Source organism: Pseudomonas sp. WS 5503, from assembly GCF_012985385.1.
Lineage (GTDB): Bacteria > Pseudomonadota > Gammaproteobacteria > Pseudomonadales > Pseudomonadaceae > Aquipseudomonas > Aquipseudomonas paracarnis.
The window spans coordinates 13,390-33,546 of sequence record NZ_JAAQWI010000012.1 but is presented as its reverse complement, the minus strand read 5'-3'; the positions used below and the strand labels follow the sequence as shown (position 1 = coordinate 33,546).

General features: G+C 61.2%; 15 protein-coding genes and 1 pseudogene. 14 read left to right on the top strand and 2 right to left on the bottom strand.

Going from position 1 to position 20,157, the window contains the following annotated elements; translation table 11 throughout:
• The first annotated feature begins 124 nt into the window (after nucleotides 1–124).
• From HBO10_RS26245 to HBO10_RS26235, 3 genes are read left to right on the top strand one after another with little or no spacing between them, the layout of a single operon-like run.
• The gene (locus tag HBO10_RS26245) at nucleotides 125–925 is read left to right on the top strand and encodes a glucose 1-dehydrogenase (protein ID WP_034125823.1); all 801 of its coding nucleotides are present in this window, start codon (nucleotides 125–127) and stop codon (nucleotides 923–925) included.
• Entirely contained in the window at nucleotides 918–2,744 is a 1,827-nt protein-coding gene (locus tag HBO10_RS26240) for a glycoside hydrolase family 15 protein (protein ID WP_034125824.1), read from the top strand. Before HBO10_RS26245 ends, HBO10_RS26240 begins: the two co-directional genes overlap by 8 nt.
• Nucleotides 2,732–3,643: an alpha/beta hydrolase gene (locus HBO10_RS26235; protein ID WP_034125825.1), complete on the top strand. Its 912-nt coding sequence runs from the start codon at nucleotides 2,732–2,734 to the stop codon at nucleotides 3,641–3,643. The genes HBO10_RS26240 and HBO10_RS26235 overlap by 13 nt, the downstream gene beginning before the upstream one ends.
• On the opposite strand, the gene HBO10_RS26230 is transcribed toward HBO10_RS26235, so the two are convergent.
• On the bottom strand, nucleotides 3,629–4,597 hold the full coding sequence (locus HBO10_RS26230; RefSeq protein WP_034125826.1) for a GlxA family transcriptional regulator: 969 nt from the start codon (nucleotides 4,595–4,597) through the stop codon (nucleotides 3,629–3,631). The genes HBO10_RS26235 and HBO10_RS26230 overlap by 15 nt on opposite strands.
• A gap of 89 nt (nucleotides 4,598–4,686) precedes the next feature.
• Here HBO10_RS26230 and inhA point away from each other — a divergent pair, with 89 nt between their 5' ends.
• A complete protein-coding gene (gene inhA, locus HBO10_RS26225; protein WP_034125827.1) occupies nucleotides 4,687–5,367 on the top strand; it encodes an isonitrile hydratase in 681 nt (226 codons plus the stop codon).
• Between the two features lie 411 nt (nucleotides 5,368–5,778).
• Here the strand turns inward: inhA and HBO10_RS26220 are convergent, their stop codons facing one another.
• Nucleotides 5,779–6,408, bottom strand: a complete 630-nt coding sequence (locus tag HBO10_RS26220) for a LysE family translocator (protein WP_034125828.1) — start codon at nucleotides 6,406–6,408, stop codon at nucleotides 5,779–5,781.
• A gap of 168 nt (nucleotides 6,409–6,576) precedes the next feature.
• On the opposite strand from HBO10_RS26220, the gene HBO10_RS26215 reads away from it, so the two are divergent.
• The 10 genes and pseudogenes from HBO10_RS26215 to HBO10_RS26170 all read left to right on the top strand — a co-directional run bounded on the left by HBO10_RS26215 (nucleotide 6,577) and on the right by HBO10_RS26170 (nucleotide 20,157).
• Nucleotides 6,577–7,092 (top strand): sigma-70 family RNA polymerase sigma factor, encoded by a 516-nt coding sequence (locus tag HBO10_RS26215; RefSeq protein ID WP_034125829.1) that lies wholly within the window; start codon nucleotides 6,577–6,579, stop codon nucleotides 7,090–7,092.
• Nucleotides 7,079–8,029: a FecR domain-containing protein gene (locus HBO10_RS26210; RefSeq protein WP_034125830.1), complete on the top strand. Its 951-nt coding sequence runs from the start codon at nucleotides 7,079–7,081 to the stop codon at nucleotides 8,027–8,029. Before HBO10_RS26215 ends, HBO10_RS26210 begins: the two co-directional genes overlap by 14 nt.
• Nucleotides 8,030–8,133: 104 nt before the next feature.
• Entirely contained in the window at nucleotides 8,134–10,623 is a 2,490-nt protein-coding gene (locus tag HBO10_RS26205; RefSeq protein WP_034125831.1) for a TonB-dependent receptor, read from the top strand.
• Between the two features lie 405 nt (nucleotides 10,624–11,028).
• On the top strand, nucleotides 11,029–12,468 hold the full coding sequence (locus HBO10_RS26200) for an undecaprenyl-phosphate glucose phosphotransferase (RefSeq protein WP_034125832.1): 1,440 nt from the start codon (nucleotides 11,029–11,031) through the stop codon (nucleotides 12,466–12,468).
• Nucleotides 12,468–13,925: a mannose-1-phosphate guanylyltransferase/mannose-6-phosphate isomerase gene (locus HBO10_RS26195; RefSeq protein ID WP_034125833.1), complete on the top strand. Its 1,458-nt coding sequence runs from the start codon at nucleotides 12,468–12,470 to the stop codon at nucleotides 13,923–13,925. Before HBO10_RS26200 ends, HBO10_RS26195 begins: the two co-directional genes overlap by 1 nt.
• Before the next feature lies 1 nt (nucleotide 13,926).
• Nucleotides 13,927–14,837, top strand: a pseudogene (locus tag HBO10_RS26190) (glycosyltransferase).
• Between the two features lie 29 nt (nucleotides 14,838–14,866).
• On the top strand, nucleotides 14,867–15,643 hold the full coding sequence (locus HBO10_RS26185; RefSeq protein ID WP_034125835.1) for a polysaccharide biosynthesis/export family protein: 777 nt from the start codon (nucleotides 14,867–14,869) through the stop codon (nucleotides 15,641–15,643).
• A gap of 14 nt (nucleotides 15,644–15,657) precedes the next feature.
• Nucleotides 15,658–17,649, top strand: a complete 1,992-nt coding sequence (locus HBO10_RS26180) for an exopolysaccharide transport family protein (protein WP_034125836.1) — start codon at nucleotides 15,658–15,660, stop codon at nucleotides 17,647–17,649.
• Nucleotides 17,649–18,839 carry a glycosyltransferase gene (locus HBO10_RS26175; protein WP_034125837.1) on the top strand — a complete coding sequence of 397 codons (1,191 nt, stop codon included), beginning with the start codon at nucleotides 17,649–17,651 and terminating at the stop codon, nucleotides 18,837–18,839. The genes HBO10_RS26180 and HBO10_RS26175 overlap by 1 nt, the downstream gene beginning before the upstream one ends.
• Nucleotides 18,829–20,157 carry a cellulase family glycosylhydrolase gene (locus HBO10_RS26170; RefSeq protein ID WP_034125838.1) on the top strand — a complete coding sequence of 443 codons (1,329 nt, stop codon included), beginning with the start codon at nucleotides 18,829–18,831 and terminating at the stop codon, nucleotides 20,155–20,157. The genes HBO10_RS26175 and HBO10_RS26170 overlap by 11 nt, the downstream gene beginning before the upstream one ends.

Genomic DNA, 20,157 nt, shown 5'->3' with positions numbered 1-20,157 from the left:
TTTGTTTTCAGCATCATACGATAAAGTCGCGCTTTGCCCGAGTTGGGCGTAAGCGCCAGGGGGTGAACTTCCGCTCGCCGCCGCCAGTCAGCAAGAAGGACTCTCATAAAACGGTGGGTGGGCGATGCAGATTTCCTTGCAGCAACAAGTGGCCCTGGTCACCGGGGCCAGTTCCGGCATTGGCGCGGGCGCGGCCAAAGCCCTGGCCGCAGCAGGCGCGGCGGTGGTGCTTAACTACAACTCCCAGGCGGCACCGGCTGAGGCTCTCGCCGCGCAGATCAATGCCAACGGCGGCCGAGCGCTTGCGATTGACGGCGATGTGTCCAAGGAGGCCGATGTCGAACGCCTGTTCGCGCAAACCCTCGACGCCTTCGGCCACCTGGATATTCTGGTGGCCAACTCCGGGCTGCAAAAAGATGCCAATCTGGTCGATATGACCCTTGAGGATTGGAACACGGTGATTGGTGTCAACCTCACCGGGCAATTCCTGTGCGCGCGGGCGGCGGTGCGTATCTTCAATCGCCAGGGTATTCGCGAAGGTGTGTCACGGGCCGCCGGCAAAATTATCCATATGAGTTCGGTGCATCAAGTCATCCCCTGGGCCGGGCATGTGAATTACGCCGCGTCCAAGGGCGGCGTGGAGATGCTGATGCGCACCCTCGCCCAGGAAGTCAGCGAACAGCGCATCCGTATCAATGGCATTGCGCCTGGGGCGATTCGCACGGCGATCAACCGCGCAGCCACTGAAGGTGCTGCAGAAAAAGAGCTGCTCAAATTGATTCCTTATGGTCGTGTCGGTGACGTCGAAGACGTGGCCAATGCGGTGGTGTGGCTGGCCAGCGATGCCTCTGATTATGTGGTTGGCAGCACCTTGTTCATCGATGGCGGTATGAGCCTCTACCCGGAGTTCCGTGGCAATGGTTGATTTCAAGAACGAACCTCAAAGCGCCATCGATGCCCACGGGATCATCGGCGACATGCGCAGCGCGGCACTGGTGAACGACCGCGGCAGCATCGACTTCTTCTGCTGGCCGGAATTCGACAGCCCTTCGGTGTTTTGCGCACTGCTCGACACGCCCGAGGCCGGCACGTTCCAGCTTACCCCGGACCTGCCCAACGCCCGCCGCGAGCAGATCTACCTGCCCGACACCAATGTGCTGCAGACTCGCTGGCTGAGCGATGAAGCGGTGGTGGAGATCACCGACCTGCTGACCGTCAGCGAAAACGTCGATGAACTGCCCTTGCTGATCAGGCGGGTACGGGTGGTCAGTGGCAAGGCGACTATCCACCTGAGCTGCGCCGTGCGCCACGACTATGCCCGGGCCCCCACCGAGGCTAAGGCCGAGGCTGCCAGCGTGGTGTTCACCGCCAGCGGCCAGCCCGGCCTGCGCCTGATTGGCAGTCAGCCGCTGACCCTCCAAGGCAACACCGCCATCGCCACCTTTACCCTCGCCCAGGATGAAGGCGCCGAATTTGTCCTCGGTGGCCAGGAGGATGCGCGCGTCACCAACGACTGTACCGACCTCTACCTGGAGCGCACCTTGAAGTTCTGGCGCGGTTGGATCAGCCAGTCCAACTATCGCGGGCGCTGGCGCGAGATGGTCAACCGCTCGGCCCTGGCGCTGAAACTCCTGACCTCGCGCAAACACGGCGCCATCATCGCCGCGGCCACGTTCGGGCTGCCGGAAACGCCCGGCGGCGAACGCAACTGGGACTACCGCTATACCTGGATCCGCGATGCCTCGTTCACCGTCTATGCGTTCATGCGCCTGGGTTTCGTCGAGGAAGCCAACGCCTATATGCGCTGGCTCAGGGGCCGGGTCAGCGACTGCTGCGGCCAGCCGACCAAGATCAACATCCTGTACGGCATCGACGGTCGCCAGGAACTGCCGGAAACCACCCTCGACCACTTGAGCGGCCACGGCGGCGCCCAACCGGTGCGGGTGGGCAACGAAGCGTTCGACCAGATCCAGCTGGATATCTACGGCGAACTGATGGACGCGGTTTACCTGGTGAACAAGTACGGCGAAGCCATCTCCCACCAAGGCTGGAAACACACGGTGGAAGTGGTCGACCAAGTGTGTGAGATCTGGAACCACAAAGACGTGGGCATCTGGGAAATGCGCGGCGAGCAGCACCACTTCCTGCACTCACGCCTGATGTGCTGGGTGGCCCTGGACCGTGCCATTCGCCTGGCCTCCAAACGTTCGCTGCCGGCCCCGTTCGCACGCTGGGACCAGACGCGCCAGGCGATCTACGCCGACATCTGGACTAACTTCTGGAACGAAGAGCGCGGGCATTTTGTGCAGCATATCGGCAGCACCGCCCTCGACGGTTCGATGCTGTTGATGCCGCTGGTGCGCTTTGTCGCCGCCACGGACCCGCGCTGGCTCACGACACTGGAAGCGATCCAGAAAAGCCTGGTGCGCGACGGCATGGTCTACCGCTACCGCAATGACGATAGCCAGATCGATGGGCTGCAAGGCGTCGAAGGCGCGTTTGCCGCCTGTTCGTTCTGGTACGTCGAATGCCTGGCGCGCGCCGGGCAAGTTGAAAAGGCCCATCTGGAATTCGAACAGTTGCTGCGTTACGCCAACCCGCTGGGGTTGTACGCCGAAGAGTTCGACAGCCAGGCCCGGCACCTGGGCAACACGCCCCAGGCCTTGAGCCACTTGGCATTGATCAGCGCGGCAACGTTCCTGGACCGCAAACTCAGCGGGGAGAAAACCGTATGGCAACCGTGACATCCCCTGCCCCACTGCTGTATGTGCGCACAACCCTGCTTGATGTGGCTTACGAAACCCACGGCCCCATCGATGGCGAACCGGTGATCCTGTTGCATGGCTTCCCCTACGATCCACGGGGGTACGACGACATCGCGCCGGTGCTGGCTGAACGTGGTTATCGGGTGTTGGTCCCGTATTTACGCGGTTATGGCCCGACGCGATTTATCAACACGCAAGTGATGCGCTCTGGCCAACAGGCAGCGCTGGCCAAGGACCTGCTCGACTTCATGGATGCATTGTCGATCCCGCAAGCCACACTCGCCGGCTTTGACTGGGGTGGGCGCGCCGCCTGTATTGTCGCGGCGCTATGGCCGCAGCGGGTGCGCGGCCTGGTGACCGGCGATGGCTACAACATCCAGGCCATCAGCCAGTCGCTCAAGCCCAGGCCACCTGAGACAGAGCACCGGCTCTGGTATCAGTATTACTTTCACACCCAGCGCGGGGTCGACGGGTTGACGGCCAATCGGCGTGAACTCTGCCAATTGCTCTGGACGCTGTGGTCACCGTCCTGGGCCGAAGGGCCAAGCCGCTACGGCCTGACCGCGCCGTCGTTTGATAACCCGGATTTTGTCGAGGTGGTGATTCACTCCTATCGCCATCGCTTCATGTATGCGCCGGGTGATCCCGCGCTGGAATACATCGAGCAGGCGCTGGTGCCGCAACCGCCGATATCAGTACCGAGCATTTCGCTGTGCGGGGCCGACGATGGCGTGGGCCCGCCGTCGCTGGAGGATGATGACGTGGAGCACTTCAGCGGTTTTTATCGCCGCCAGGTGTTGCCCGGCGTGGGTCATAACGTTTTCCAGGAAGCGCCCCAGGTCACGCTTCAAGCTTTGCTGGAACTACTGGAGCGGTGAAAAACGCTCTCGATAAGCCTGGGGCGTCACCGACAAAGCCCTTAGAAAGCTGCGGCGCAAAGTCTCTTCACAGCCAAAACCACATTGCATGGCGATACGCTTGATGGAGGTTGTGCTATCTGCCAGTTGCCGGCGTGCGTTTTCGACGCGAATCAGTTCCACGGCCCGCGCCGGGGTTTGGCCAGTCTCGGTGCGATAGTGGCGTACAAAGCTGCGCTCGCTCATGCCAGCCTGGGCCGCCAGGGTGGCGATGCTCAGATTCATCGTCAGGTTATCGGCGATCCAGGCATGCAGCTCGACAAAACGGCTGTCGCTCTTTTGCAGGGATAACGTCACGCTGAATTGCGACTGACCGCCAGGGCGCTTGAGGAACACCACCAAGTGGCGCGCCACCTCCAAGGCAATCGCACGCCCCAGGTCATCCTCTACCAGGGCCAGGCACAGGTCGATCCCAGCGGTCACGCCGGCAGACGTCCACACCGCACCTTGCTGGATGAAAATCGGATTGGCCTCCACCGTGAGCGCAGGGAACTTGCGCGCCAGTTCTTCACAGCGGGTCCAGTGCGTGGCCACGCGACAACCATCGAGCAAGCCACTGGCGGCCAGCAGAAAAGCCCCGGTGCAAACCGAAGCCATGCGCCGGGTGTGCAAGGATTTATCGCGCACCCATTGCACCAGCGCCGGGTCCTCGGCAGCGCCGTACACGCCCCAGCCACCGGCGATCACCAGGGTGTCGCAGAGCTGGTCAATGGCGGGCAGCGGTTCGGCCAGCAGCGCCAGGCCGGCTGACGTCATCACCGGCTCAGCCTGAGCGGCGATGACGTTGACCGCGTAGGGCAATGGCAAACCATGCTGGCGCGCCAAATCGTTAGCCGATGCGAATACCTGTAGAGGCCCGGTGACATCGAGTACCTGGGCATTCTCAAACGCGAGTACATGAATAATTTTAGGCATGATTGGCGAGATTAGTGGGCTCAATGGCGTATTCGCCAAAGCCTAGGCTTCTACAGTGAGCACGTCCATTCCTTTTCGGAGCTTGAAACATGACCTTGCAGATCGGCTTTCTGTTGTTCCCCGGCATCCAGCAACTGGACCTTACCGGCCCCTATGATGTCCTCGGTTCGCTGCCAGACGTGAAGCTGCACCTGGTGTGGAAAGACCTCGCGCCGATCACCTCCAGCACTGGCCTGGTGTTCACGCCGACCATGACCTACGCCGACTGCCCGAACCTGGATGTGCTTTGCGTACCCGGCGGCGCCGGTGTGGGCCCATTGATGGAAGACCCGCAAACCCTGGACTTCCTCAAGGCCCAGGCCCAGACAGTGCGCTACATGACCTCGGTGTGCACCGGCTCACTGGTACTGGGCGCGGCAGGGTTGCTGCGCGGTCGCAAGGCCACCACCCATTGGGCGTACCACCACCTGCTCGCCCCGCTCGGTGCCATCCCCGTACAGGAACGTGTGGTGCGTGATGGCAACCTGTTTACCGGCGGCGGGATCACCGCCGGCATTGATTTTGCCCTGACTTTGGCCGCGGAGTTGTACAGCGAAGCGGCGGCGCAACTGGTGCAACTGCAGATCGAATACGCGCCGGCCCCACCGTTTGACTCAGGCCGCCCGGAGACGGCGCCCAGGCATGTGCTGGAGGAAGCCAACAAGCGCACGGTGGAGTCACGCAAAGTGCGCGGGGAGATTGTTGCGCGGGCGGCTGCGCGGTTGGGGTGAAGTTGGATTTCTCACGTCCGGTCGCTGAATTTGCAGCGACTGGGAAGGTCCGTGGGAATGAGCCGGTTTCAACGTTTGAACGTGAGGTAAGTCCTAGACCGCTGTACGAAACTCCTTTTGATTCTTTCGGTGCTCAACGGCTGTCCAGTCGTAGCCAGTCTTTCGACTGACCTGGTAGTCGCGGCAAAGCTGGCCAAAGGTATCTCTTTCAGTCAAATAGGTGGCCGTTACCGCAGGAATGAATATGTGCTCGGTCTGATACCCGGTGTCGGCTGGCAGGCCGCCATCGCAGGCAAGCCAGCTCCCACAGTTGGATTGCGGGGTGTCTGGTAGATGAGCATCGGCTGTCGGGCCGTTGCGGGAGCAAGCTCCCCCGCCACAAAGAAACTTGCTTGGCTTCCCGCCTGTCATTCAGGCAGGACGTGACATCACCGCCAAGCGCACGGCCAACGCCGTCAGCACCGCTGCCAAGCCCCACTTCTGCAGCCAGGCGCTTTTGGTGCGTTTGGCGAAGAAACGACTGAGCGCCCCGCCAAACACGCCCAACAGCACATGAAACACACTGGCGATCAACGTCAACACACCGCCCAGCACCATCAATTGCAAGGCGATGGGCCCCGCCTCGGGCCGCACAAACTGTGGCAGGAACACCATGAAAAACAACAACGCCTTGGGGTTGAGCAAACTGTTGAGCATGGCCTGCAGAAACACTCGGCCCAGCGCCACGCGGCCGACGTGAGCGGTGTCCAGGCCGGGGCGTTTCTGCAAGGTTTTGAAGGCCAGCCACAGCAGGTAGATCACGCCCGCACAGCGGATGAGGTCGAACGCTGGCGGCCAGCTGGCGACCAACGCCGTCACCCCCATGGCGGTCAACGCTGTCAGCAACAGGTCGGCCACGCCAATGCCCAGGGCCGAAGCAACGCCGCCGCGCCAGCCATGGGTGACGCCCTGACTGATGACAAATGCCATGTTCGGCCCCGGTGACAGCAACAACAGCAACACAGCGCCGGAAAAAACACCGAGTGTGACAAGGCTGATCATGGTTGAACCGTCCGCTGGAAAAAAAACAGATTAATCGGCGCTTGCAGGCCCTACAAAAAATTGTGCTGGATACATTGCTCACGCAGCGAACCGAGTGATTGCTGAATGCCACGACCAACGTCTAGAATGCGAAACATTATCAATTAAGCCTGCTGCGCCAGGATGACCATGTCGAGCGATCACCCACTGGACCCTGCTGCCATCGGCCAGCTATACCAAGCCCACCATTCCTGGCTGCGAGGCTGGTTGAGCCGGCGCACGGGCTGCCATGAGCGCGCCGCTGACCTCGCGCAGGACACCTTCGTGCGCCTGCTCAACGCGCGTCAGCAACAGACTTTGCAGCAGCCGCGCGCTTATCTGAGCAGCATCGCGCGCAGCTTGATGATCGACCAATACCGGCGCCGCGAACTGGAACGCGCCTACCTGGAAAGCCTGGCGCACTTCCCGCAAGTAGAGGTGCCGAGCGAAGAAACAAAGCGGCTGATCCTCGACAGCCTGGAGCGTATTGACCGTTTGCTCGACCAGCTCAAGCCGAGGGTGCGCGAGGCGTTCCTGTTGGCCCAATTGGACGGCCTGACCTGCCCGCAGATCGCCTTGCGCCTGGGCGTGTCCAAGGCCACGGTGGAACGCGACCTGTCCAAGGCGCTGCACGCCTGTTACCGGTTGCGCTATGCCGACTCCTGACTCGCACCTGGTCGACCAGGCCATCCAATGGATGATCAAGCTGCGCTACAACACCGCCGACGACGCCAGCACCGCGGCCTTTGACCAGTGGCTGCACACCAGCGAGGCGCATCAACAGGCCTGGCAACGGGTCGCCACCCTGAATGACGATTTCAACCACTTGCCGGCGCATGTCAGTCGCCATGCACTCGACGGCGCACGCCAGCACATCAGCCGTCGTGAAAGCCTGAAACTGCTCGGGCTGTTTGCCGGCGCCGCAGGTTTAGCCTGGCTGGGCCGCGACTACACGCCCCTGGCCGCCTTGATGGCGGACTACCACACCGCCACTGGCGAGCGGCGCTGGGTAACATTGGAGGATGGCAGCAAAGTCCAGCTCAACAGCGCCAGTGCCGTCGACATTACCTCCAGCGCCGAACAACGGCTGGTGAACCTGCGCCAGGGTGAAATATTGATCAATACCGGCGCCGACCACCGCCCGCTGTGGGTGCATACCCGCGACGGTTACCTGCGCGCCGTCGGCACGCGCTTGCTGGTGCGCGAAGAACCCCAAGGTACCCTGCTGGCCGTGCAACAGGGTGCGGTAGCGGTGTTTGCCGATCGCCATGACGGCGCCGCACGCCAGGTGATCAAGCCAGGCGAACAGGTGATGTTCAACCGTAGCGGCATTCGCCCTTCCCCCAATAACGGCCTGGACCCCTGGGCCTGGAGTGACGGCGTGATCAGCGCCCACAACATGCGCCTGGACGACTTCCTGGCCGAACTGGGCCGCTATCGCAATGGGTTGGTGCGTTGCAGCGAAGCCGTGGCAGGGCTGCGGGTGTCGGGCACTTACCAACTGGAGGACACCGACCAAGTGCTCAAGTTGGTCACTCAATCGCTGGCGATCGATGTGACCTACCGCAGCCGCTACTGGGTAACCGTCTCCGCTCGGGTGTGACCGGCCGAAAATAAATGAGGTGAATTCTCATTGCCATTCGACCTGTAAGGAAGGGCCGATCAACAGGCCGGTTTGTCCACTTCCTTCAGGAGCATCCCGCGGTCATGCAAGCGTTCCCCTCCAAACGTTCTCTTCTCAAACACGCGGTGCAGGCCGCCCTCCTTGGCGCCTGCCTGGGCGGCGGCGTCTTGCCACTCGCCGTGATGGCCGACTCCGCTAGCGCTGATACCCAGGTTCGCGCATGGGCGATCGCCCCCGGCTCCCTTACCTCGGCACTGGATCAATTTGCCCGTCAGGCCGGCATCAGCTTGTCCTACGATGCCACCAGCGTTGCCGGTAAAACCAGCACAGGCCTGAGCGGCAACTTCGATCGAGAACAGGCCTTGGGCCAGTTACTGCGCGGCCAGGGCCTGCAAGCCCAGCGCCAAGGCAAGGATATCTGGCTGCTGTTGCCACAAATGGCCGACACCGGTGCCCTGAACCTGAGCGCGACCACGGTGACCGGCCAACGCCTGGGGGCCCTGACCGAAGGCACCGGTTCGTACACTACCGGCGCGGTCACCATCGGCAAAGGCCAACACAGCCTGCGGGAAACGCCACAGTCAGTGAGTGTGATGACCCGCCAATTGATGGACGATCAGAATGTCACCACCATTGACGATGTGATGGAACGTACACCGGGGATCACCACCTACGAGTCGCCCATGGGCGGCAAGTATTTCTATTCCCGTGGATTCAAGATGCTCGGCCAGTACCAGTACGACGGCGTACCGCTGGACATGGGCAAGGACTATGTGCAGGCGGACAGTTTCAGCGCCAACATGGCGATCTATGATCGCGTGGAAGTACTTAAAGGCGCAGCCGGCATGCTCAAGGGGGCCGGCACGGCCAGCGGTGCGGTGAACTTCGTGCGCAAGCGGCCACAGGCCACCCCGACCTCAAGCCTGATGCTGTCCGCCGGCACCTGGGACAACTACCGCGCCGACGTCGATACCGGTGGCCCGCTCAATGACAGCGGCACCGTGCGCGGCCGCGCGGCGTTCAGCCAACAGGATCGCGGCTCCTACATGGACATTTCCAAGCGCCAGGACCAGGCCTTCTATACCGCACTGGACGTCGACCTGAGCCCCGACACAACCCTGGGCGTGGGAGCCAGCTACGAAGACGTCGACGCCAGCCCCTGTTGGGGTGGCTTGCCGCGCTATAGCGATGGCAAGAGCGCCAGGTTAAGCCGTTCCACCTGCCTGGGCCAATCCTGGAACGACTGGCAAAGCCGACGCACGACGTTCTTCGCTGACCTCACCCATCACTTCAATGACGACTGGCAAATCAAAGTCGCCGCTGTGCACAGCCGCAACCTGCAAGACACCAAGTACGCCGCCAGCGAAGGTACCATCGCCTATGGCGCCCCAACCCCCACCGCCAACTCCTACGCAGCATTGATGGACTATGAGCACAAGGACTTCGGCCTCGACGCTTACGTCGATGGCAAGTTCCAAGCCTTTGGCCTGGAACACGAACTGATCCTTGGGGCCAACGGCAGCCGAGGCACCCAGGATGACGTATTCGCGATCCAGAACCTGCCCACGCGCCAGAGCATTTATCAGCCCGACCACCACTTCCCCGAACCGGCCAATGACACCTTCTGGCCAAACATGTACCGCGGTGGCACGGTCAAGGAAACCGCTACCCAGTATGGTACTTACGCCACCTTGCGCCTGCGCCTGGCCGAGCCCTTGATGTTGATCGTGGGCAGCCGTGTGAGCTGGTACGAAAACCGTCGGCAGTCCAACACCCTGGGTTGGGGCGAGTGGAGTGTGCAAGATGCGCGCACCAAGGAATCCGGTGAAGTCACGCCGTTTGCCGCTCTGATCTACGACCTCGACGAACACCTTTCCCTGTACGCCAGCTACGCCGATATCTTCCAGCCGCAGAGCTCTTATGCCACCGCCGACGGCGCGGCACTCAAGCCCAAGATGGGGGACAACTACGAGCTGGGTATCAAGGGCGAATGGTTCGACGGGCGTCTCAACAGTTCCGTAGCGTTGTTCCGGGCCACAGAGAAAAACGGCGCCGAAACTGACTTCCTGAGTTTCTGCCCAACTTCGTCCGATGGCTACTGCTATACCGACACTGCCAAGGTCCGCGCCCAGGGCGTCGAAGCCGAAGTCAGCGGCCAGTTGCTCGAACGTCTGCAAGTCTCGGGGGGCTACACCTACACTCAGACCAAATCGCTGAAAAACATTGATACCGCTATCGAAGGAGGCGCGTCCAACACCTATGTACCCCGCCACATGTTGCGCATGTGGGGCGATTACCAGCTGGATGGCGCGCTGTCCAAATGGAGCGTGGGTACGGGGGTCAATGCCCAGAGCGGCAACTATCGCATGCAGCAGGGCCTCAAGCTCGAACAGGCCGGCTATACGGTTTGGGATGCACGATTGGCCTACCGCGTAGATGACACTTGGACCGTCGCCCTTAACGCCAAGAACCTCTTCGACAAAAACTATTACCAAACCGTGGGCACAGCCTCATGGGGCAATTTTTATGGCGAACCGCGTAATTTCACGGTCAGTCTGAAAGGCACCTTTTAACCCGCTCAATCCTCTTGAGGGCACGCGCCTGGTGCGTTGCGCCCTCTTTTCCCACGCCTCCCCGGGACCCGTCAAAAAAGTGTTTCCTGACAAACAGGAAAATTCACACTTTTGTTCCTACACTCAAAATCACACCCCGAGACCGGGTCCTCTTGCACAAGGAATGTCAACAAAATGACACAAGAAGGAACATTTAAAGTGTCTATGATATCATCGCTGAAACAAGGTCAAATTATTGACTGAAAGAGAAAAGGAAGTCCTCCTGTAGTAGCCACTGCCCTTGCAAAATTCTTTCATTTGGAGCGATCCATCCGAAGGAAGGGATGCGTTTTACCCAGCGTAGTCCGCTGCCGTCTGGTTCAGACGACCGAATAGAACGCCTGGTGTGCAATGAGGGATGTTTGTATGCGAGAGAAGTCGTCAGTTGTCAGCTTGTTTTTGACCCGAGCAGGGTTTGTCGAGTTTTTTGTGGTTTTCGTCAAGCTGGTCCACGGTCTGACGGCCATTTTCCCACCGCTGGTCCTGGCGCTTTTCCTCGACCCGATGGACCCTGAAATGCGTTCGCACTTTCTGGGCTTGCTGCTGTTTTTTGCGGTATTGACCATCATTCTGTTCCAGGCCCTGGGCATTTATTCCGAGGAACTGTTCAGTAATCGCTTGCGCCTACGCACCAATATCGTGGCCTGGTCGTCCGCATTCTGCATCCTGTTGTTCATGTACCAGATCCTGCAGGTATTTCCGCAATTGAACCCGCGCAACCTGGTGGTGTGGTATATCGCCAGCTTGACGATGTTCTGTGCCGAACGCCTGGTGATGCTACGCCTGTACCGCAAACTCATGCGCAAGGGCAAATACCTGCAACGCACAGTGATCCTGGGTTTCACTGACACCGCCGTGCATGTCGCCGACCACTTGCAACGCAACGGCGACATTCGCTCCGGGCTTATCGGCTTTATCGACGACCGCACCGAGCGTATTCCCAAGGAACTGAGCAGCCTGCCGCTGTTGGGCAATACCCGCGACCTGGAAAAACTGATCCGCGCCGAACAGGTCAACCAAGTGATGATCTGCCTGCCCTGGGCTGCCGAGCAACGTATTCACGGCTTGGTCAATCGCCTGCGGCAAATGTCGGTGAACGTGATGCTGGTGCCCGACATGGCTGCCCTGCGCTACGGCCATAGCCGGATCACAGACGTGGGCGGCATCCTGATGTTCAATACCTCGCAGTTGCCGCTGCGCGGTTGGTCGCCGTTTATCAAGCGTTGCGAAGACCTGCTCCTGGCGAGCATCACCCTGGTGCTGGTGTCACCGGTGATGCTGGTCACGGCCATTGCGATCAAGCTCGACTCCAAGGGCCCGGTGCTGTTTCGCCAGAACCGCTACGGCTATAACGACAACGAAATTCGCGTGTTCAAGTTCCGCTCGATGTACACCGACCAGAGCGACTTTACAGCTGAACGCCAGACCACTCGTGAAGACCCGCGCATTACCCGGGTTGGCCGCATCATCCGCAAGACCAGCATCGATGAGCTGCCGCAGTTGTTCAACGTGCTGCAGGGCAACATGTCGATGGTCGGCCCGCGCCCTCATGCCACCGCCACCAAAGCCGCCGGTATTCCGTTCGAAGTGGCTGTGAGCGAATACAGCTCGCGCCACCGGGTCAAGCCCGGCATCACCGGTTGGGCGCAGATCAACGGCTACCGGGGTGAAACCGACACCCTGTTCAAAATCCAGAAACGCGTCGAATACGACCTGGAGTACATCTCCAAATGGTCCGTGTGGTTCGATTTGTACATCGTCTTCATGACGGTCCCAGCCGTCCTTTCCACCAAGGAAGTCTATTGATGAATACACTCAACGGATTAATCCCCTGCATTATTTCCGGTGGGTCAGGCACGCGGCTGTGGCCGGTGTCCCGGCAGAACATGCCCAAGCCATTCATGCGTATGCGTGACGGCCAGAGTCTGCTGCAGAAAACCTTTCAACGTGCCGCGCGCCTGCCCGGCGTGGAAAGTGTGCTGACCGTCACTAATCGCGACTTGCTGTTTCGCACCCTGGATGACTACCGCGGAGTCAACCAGGCCAGGCTGCCTTTGGACCTGTTGCTGGAGCCGTTCGGTCGCAATACCGCAGCGGCCATTGCGGTGGCGGCACTGCACGTGCAGGAGCATTTCGGTGGCGACGCCCAGTTGTTGGTGATGCCAGCCGACCATCTGGTGCTGAATGAAACCGCGTTCGCCGACGCCGTGACCCAGGCACGCGAGTTGGCCGAAGCCGGCTACCTGGTGACCTTCGGGATTCAACCCGATCACCCGGAAACAGGCTTCGGCTATATCGAAAAAGGTGACGCCCTGAGCCTGGGTAACCGGGTCAAGCGTTTCGTCGAAAAACCCGACCTGGCCACGGCCCAAGCCTACCTCGACGGCGGCAAGCACTTGTGGAATGCCGGCATGTTCTGCTTCAAGGCCGGTACTCTGGTGGACGAGCTGGCGACCCATGCTCCCGACGTACTGGGGGCCGCTCGTGCAGCCCTCGAGCAGAGCCAGCACCTGCAAAACAGCACCTCGCGCCAGCGTGAACTGGGCAGCGAGGCCTTCGGCACCGCGCCAGACCTTTCCATCGACGTGGCGTTGATGGAAAAGTCCACGCAAGTGGCCGTGGTGCCGTGCGACATCGGCTGGAGCGACATCGGTTCCTGGGAAGCCCTGCGCCAGCTCACGCCCAGCGATGCCCAGGGCAACCAGGTCAATGGCGAAGCCATCTTGCATGACGTGCACAACTGCTATATCGACTCGCCCAAACGCGTACTCGGTGCCGTCGGCGTGCGAGACCTGATCATCGTCGATACCCCCGATGCCCTGCTGATCGCCGACGCCAACCGCAGCCAGGACGTGCGCTACATCGTCGCCGAACTCAAGCGCCAGAACCATCCGGCGTTCAGCCTGCACCGCACCGTCACCCGGCCGTGGGGAACCTACACCGTGCTGGAGGAAAGCAGCCGGTTCAAGATCAAGCGCATCGTGGTCAAGCCCCAGGCGTCGCTGTCGCTGCAAATGCATCACCACCGCAGCGAACACTGGGTAGTGGTCAGCGGTGCCGCGCAGATCACCAATGGCGAGCGCGAATTTTTGATCAACGCCAACGAATCGACCTACATCCCGGCTGGGCACAAGCACCGCCTGACCAACCCCGGCATCATCGACCTGGTGATGATCGAAGTGCAGAGCGGTGAATACCTGGGCGAGGACGACATCGTACGCTTCGATGACATCTATGGGCGCGCGCCCGCAGAGAAGAAATGACATGCGCATCTCGCTGATCATTCCAACCCGCAACGCGTCCAGTCATTTGACGCGACTGCTGCCCGCGCTGCAGATGCAGACTCTGCAACCGGACGAGATGCTGGTAGTCGACAGCGCATCCAGCGATGACACCGTGGCGCGCTTTCGCGAATTTGGCGCGCGGGTCGAGGTTATCCACGCACGCGACTTCAACCACGGTGGCACACGGCGCTGGGCCAGTGAACACACGAGCGGTGACCACTGATCGTGATGACTCAGGACGCAATCCCGGCCGACCCCGAGACCTTCGCCAACCTGCTCGAAGAATTGCAACAAGACCCACTCAACGGCGTGGCCTACGGCCGGCAATTGCCGCACCCTGGCGCTGGCGTGCTGGGAGCCCAGTCACGCCACTTCAATTACCCCGCCCAGAGCCGCACCAAGAGCCTTGCCGACGCTGCGCAGTTGGGGATTAAAACCTGCTTCAGCTCCGACTCGTTTTCAGTCTACCGGCGCAGCGCCCTGCAGGCCGTGGGTGGCTTCCCCGCCGATGTGATCGGCAGCGAGGATGCCTACGTCGCGGCGCGCATGCTGCTTGATGGCTACAAGGTGCGCTACGCCGCCACGGCGCGGGTGTACCACTCCCACGATTACCGACTCATGGATGAGTTTCACCGCTACTTCGACATTGGCGTGTTCTACGGTCGCGAACCGTGGATTCGCCAAGCCTTTGGCGATGCCGGCGGTGAAGGTAAACGCTATGTACAGGCTGAACTCGCAGCGTTGCGCGCAGCCGGTGCATTGCACCGCGTACCCGAAGTACTGGTGCGCAGCGCGTTCAAATTGCTCGGCTATCGGCTGGGCCATCTGGAACGCCGCCTACCCCTCGCCCTAAAGCGGCGCATCAGCATGTTTCCCGGTTATTGGAGGTGAGCATCATGACCTACAGGAAGTCCCCCTTGATGAAAAGAACTATGCTCGTCCTGGCCATGATGGCACTGGCCGCCTGCAATACCCCTGCACGTATCGTCCCCCCCGACGGCAAGACGGTCGAGGACGGCAAGCGCGCCCTCGACCAGCTTGCGCAGCTGCCGCCGGCGGTAGAGCGTATCCGCATCGGCGATCAGTTGCGCATTGTGCGCGATGCCGGTGAGATGCCAACGCTGTCGGCGTTCAACGTCAGCACCATCTATGAGCTGACGCTGTACACCGTGCAAACCGATGGCAAGATCAACTACCCGTTCCTGGGCCCGATCCAGGTAGCCCGTCGCACGCCAGCCGAGGTGGCGAACGAGCTGAGCAACAAGCTTGCGCCGGTGTATCGCGAGCCACGGGTGACGGTGAACATCAACCAGGCACCGGGCAACTCGATCATCGTCGGCGGTGCGGTAAACAACCCGACCACGGTGCCGATCGCCTCGGCCAACACCCTGGAACAAGCCATCGTCGGCGCCGGCGGGGTGAACCCGGCGGGCAACGCCAGCATGGTCGCACTGTTGCGCGAAGACACCCAAGGCACCTACCGCGCTTACTTCCTGGACTTCAGCCAATACCTCAAGACCGGCCCCAACGGGCGTAAACAAGTGCCGCTGCAGCGGGGAGATGTGGTGTTCGTGCCCAAATCCAACGTGGGCGAGCGCATCCAGGGCGTAGATACCTACTTGAACCAGTTGATCCCATTCACCAAGTCGATCGGGGTTGGCTACAACTACACCCGAACCAGCGGCGGCAGTAACTAAAGGAGCGACATCCCATGATCGAGATCCGTTCTTTTCGCGATCTTCTGCGCCTGTTCTTCATCTTCCGGCACGAGTTCAAGCTGGCGGCCATCGCGGCGCTGGTGATCATTCTGCTGGGGGCCTTTTTACTACCAGCCAAATACGAATCCACCGCACGCTTGCTGGTCAAGCCGGGGCGCGATTCGACGCTGCCCATTGAGATCAGCAACCGCCAGGCGCTGGTCATGCCGAGCACTCAACGCGACCCGATTGTCGATGAGGAACGCCTGCTGACCGGTCGCCCTATCGTGCGGGCGGTGGCCGAGCATTACCTGGAAGTCATCGACAAAATGCCGCCACCGGAAGGCCTCTGGAAGCGCACCAAGTACTACGTCAAAAGTGGTATCGGCGCAGTGTTCGACGGTGTGCGCGTGGTGCTGGAAACCGTGGGTATCATTGAACAGACCACACCCGTGGAGCGCCTGGCCGCCAGCCTGGAGAAAAACTTCGACGTCAGCCACGCGGCCGGTTCCACCGTCATGGACATCAGCTTCAAGTGGAGCGACCCGGAAATCGCCCAGGCGGTGGTCAAAAGCTGGGTCGAGACCTACATCAACGAACGCACCCAGGCCCTGGGACGCAAGAGCCTGTATGCCTTCTATGAAGGCCAGGTAGCCAACAGCGCTACCGAGATCAAGAGCTACAAGGAGCAGATTCTTGCCCACTTGAACCAGATCGGCGCGGCAAGCATCACCGATCGCCTGGAGGATTTGTCCGAGCGCATCAACGTGCTGCGTGGCGAAACCTTCAATACCACGCGCTTGATTGCCTCGTCCGACAGCGCCCTGGAGAGCACCCGCACTCAGCTCAAGACCCAACCCAAGGAAGTGACCACGGTACGCCAGATTGCGCTGAACCCGCAGCAGCAGGACTTGCGTCGCCTGCTCAACCAGAAGTTGCTGGAAAAGGCCGACATGATGCGCACCTACACCGACAATGCGCCGCCGGTCAAAGCCCTGGATGCGTCGATCCGCGCCATGCAGGCCCAGGTCGCAAATGAAAGCAATACCGTGCAAAGCTCGGAAAACCGTGCGCCGAATACTCTGGAGATCCACTTGCAGCGGGTGCTGCTCGATGAGTCCAGCAACAACTCGGCGCTGCGTACACAACTGGTGCAACAGCAGAAACAACTGGTGAACCTCGAGGCGCAACGCAAGGAAGCCCTGGAGATTGAACCGGAGCTGGCGCGCCTGTCCCGTGAACTGAGTGCCACCGAGCGTAATTACGCGCTGTATGTCGATAACCTGGAAAAATCGCGCATCGACCGTGAGCTGGATAACAGCCAGATCAGCAACATCGCGGTGATCGAGGAGGCCACCCTGAACCCTGGCCGAATCTTCCCTAAAACCCTGTTGATGCTGTTGTTGGCGATCCCGTTTTCCATCGTGGTCGGCTTGCTGGTGATCTACCTGTGCTACCTGCTCGACCAGCGCATCCATGACGGTGGCTTGGTGGAACGCAAGTTCGGCCTGCCGCTGTGGACCACCCTGCCAGAACTGGATACCAGTACCGCACAAGGCACCAACGCATTCAACGCGAGCATCTACCGGCTCTACGGTCTGCTGCAGTTGGACCGTATCACTGAACGCGGCCTGACACTCGGGTTGACCTCCGCGCGCCATGGTGAAGGGGTGACGTTCGTAGTGGAACAGTTGCGCCAGTTGCTTCAGGAAAACGGCATTACTGTGCGTGTCGGCGGTGCGGCCCCGGCGGCGCCGGGCGAAGTGGTACTGCTGGATGCCTCGGCGCTGCTGGACAACCGCGATGCCTTCGTCAATCTGCGTCGCGCCGACCTGATCGCCCTGGTGGTGGAGGCGCAGAAAAGCACGGTCCCGGTGGTGGAGCATGCGCTGTCGATCCTCAATACCGCATTCGGCAAAGTGGACGGCATCATCATCAACCGGCGTAAATTCGAAGTGCCGGCCAAGGTGCTGCAGACCATCGCCAAATATCGGGGGGCGTTCTGATGCGCATCGCCCTGCTCGCGCCTTTGCCGCCGGAAAAAAATGGGATCGCCGACTACGCGAACCATTTCAAGACGGCACTGGAGCAGCTGGGCGTGACGGTGGCGACACCGTTGAGCGGCGTCGAGGGCACCAGCATCGCGATCAAGCAGGCCATCGGTGCATTCGACTGGCAGAGCGTGGACCTGGTCCACGCCGAGCTGGGCGGCGGCCGGCTGGGGGAGTTCCTGGCGTTGCGCGAGTTGCGCAAGGCCTATCCCAACCTGCCGCTGACGGCCACCGTGCATGACCCCGAGCGCATGGTATGGCGGCGCGAGCAACTGCCCTTCCCGCTCAACCTGCTGGAGCGCTTGCCCAGCCCGTTGCCGCAAGCGGCGGTGGTGCTGGCAGACCCGCTGACCCTGCGTGAAGAGCGGCAGGTGGCCCGCGGCCTCACAAGACTGATCACCCTCACCCGCCTGGGCGCCGATTGCCTCAGCCAACGCATGCAATTGCCTGCGGGCAAAGTGGCGGTGATCAACCATGCCAACCTGGCGATTGCGGCGGTGGCGCTGCCGCCCCTGGATACGCTGCACCTGCTTTATTTCGGCTTTATCTACCGGGGCAAAGGCATTGAAGACCTGTTACAGGCCCTGGCCGCAGTCTTCCAGCAAGCCCCCCAATTGCGTGACCGTGTGCGCCTGACCCTGGCCGGTGGCACTGCCGCCGAAATGGCGTTTGGGGCGGGCGGCAATTACCTTGAACAATTGAACCGCCAGATAGCCGACCTTGGCCTGTCTGGCTCCATCGACTGGCGGCTGAACCTGCCGGCCAGCGAGATTGCGCAGACGATACAGGCGCACCACGTGATGGTGCTGCCGTATCGCGAATCGAAAAAACTCGGCCTGCTGGGTCGCCAGCGCGGCACCAGCGGCGCGTTGTCCTGGGCCGCCGCGTGCGGGCGCGGGGCGATTACTTCGGATGCACGGGCATTTGCCGAAGAGGTTGCCAGCGGGAACGGCGCAATCTATCCCCAAGGCGACGTCGCCGCGTTGAGCGCGCAACTACTGCGCCTGGCGCAGACCCCGACGCTGGCCAGGGAATGGGCCGAACGCGCCGCGCACATTGGCGGCCAACGCCTGTGGCCGCTGACCGCACGGCAGTTCAAGCAGCTTTTTGAGCAAGCGATTGCGGGGGCCCCTTATGGTGCGTAAACGTACGTACTTGGCCACGCTTGCACTGGTGGCGGTCATGGGCGTTACCGTCTTTATCTGGGGGCGCCCGGCCGATGCCGAGAGCCATGTGCTCAAGGGCAACAAGGTGCTGGTGTGGAAGGATTTCCTGGGAGTGAACGCGCAGTTCCTGTGGTTCAGCCCCCAGCGTTACCAGATGCAGATCGACCGTCTCAAGGACCTGGGCTTGCAGTGGGTACGCCTGGACCTGCATTGGGATCGGTTGGAGCCGGTGGCTGATCAGTACCAGGTGGCCACGCTGGACGAACTGGTGGCCAAGTTGCAGGACAACCAGCTCAAGTCGGTCTTCTACCTGGTGGGTTCGGCGCCCTTCATCACCACAGCGCCCGTGGGTGCGCCGTATCAGGACCAGTACCCGCCCAAGGACCCGAATGTGTTCGCGATCCGCATGGCGCTGTTGGCCCAACGTTATCCCAGCGTTGATGCCTGGCAGGTTTGGAATGAACCGAATCTGCTCGGCTTCTGGCGCCCCGTGGCCGACCCGGCCGGCTACGCCGCCCTGCTGAAAAGCAGCGCAGCGGCCCTGCGTGCGGTCAACCCGAATAAACCAGTGGTGGCGGCTGGCCTGGCGTTTTTCAGCGAGATGCCCAACGGCCAGACCATGCTCGACGCCTTCGATGCCCTCGGCGTGCCCAGCCTGAACACCGTGATGTCCTATCACCCTTACACCCAGTTGCCCGAAGGAAACGACCCCGCCAACCTGGACTTCGTCGCCAAGACAACTGCGCTCAACCAGAAACTGCGCAGCAATGGCGTCAAGACGCTGTGGAGCACCGAATGGGGTTGGTCAGCGTACACGGGGCCCAAGGAAGTCCAGGACATCATTACCCTGCAAGGCCAGGCCGACTATGTGCTCCGCCGCCTGGCCCTGATGAGCGCGATGGATTTCGACAAGATCTTCCTGTTCACCTTGAGCGACCTCGACCAGCGCGCCAGCGTGCGCGACCGTGCCTACGGCTTGCTCGACCTCGATGCCAAGCCAAAACCGGTCTATACCGCACTGAAGCATTTTCTCGACGTCAGCGGACCGCAATTGACGCCTGGCGACCCACCCGCCGCCGATCAATTGCCCGAGGGCCTGTTCAGCATCGGATGGACCCGCGCCGATGGTCGCAAGCTGTGGTTCTTCTGGTCGGCAAAAGGCGGTAATGCGCACCTGCCGGACCTCGCCAACGCCACCCTGTATGACCCGCTGCGCGGCACGCAAACCCCAGTGAGCGGCACCAACGGCTTGACCGTTGCGGTCAAGCCGAACCTGCAAATTCTGTTATGGGATTGA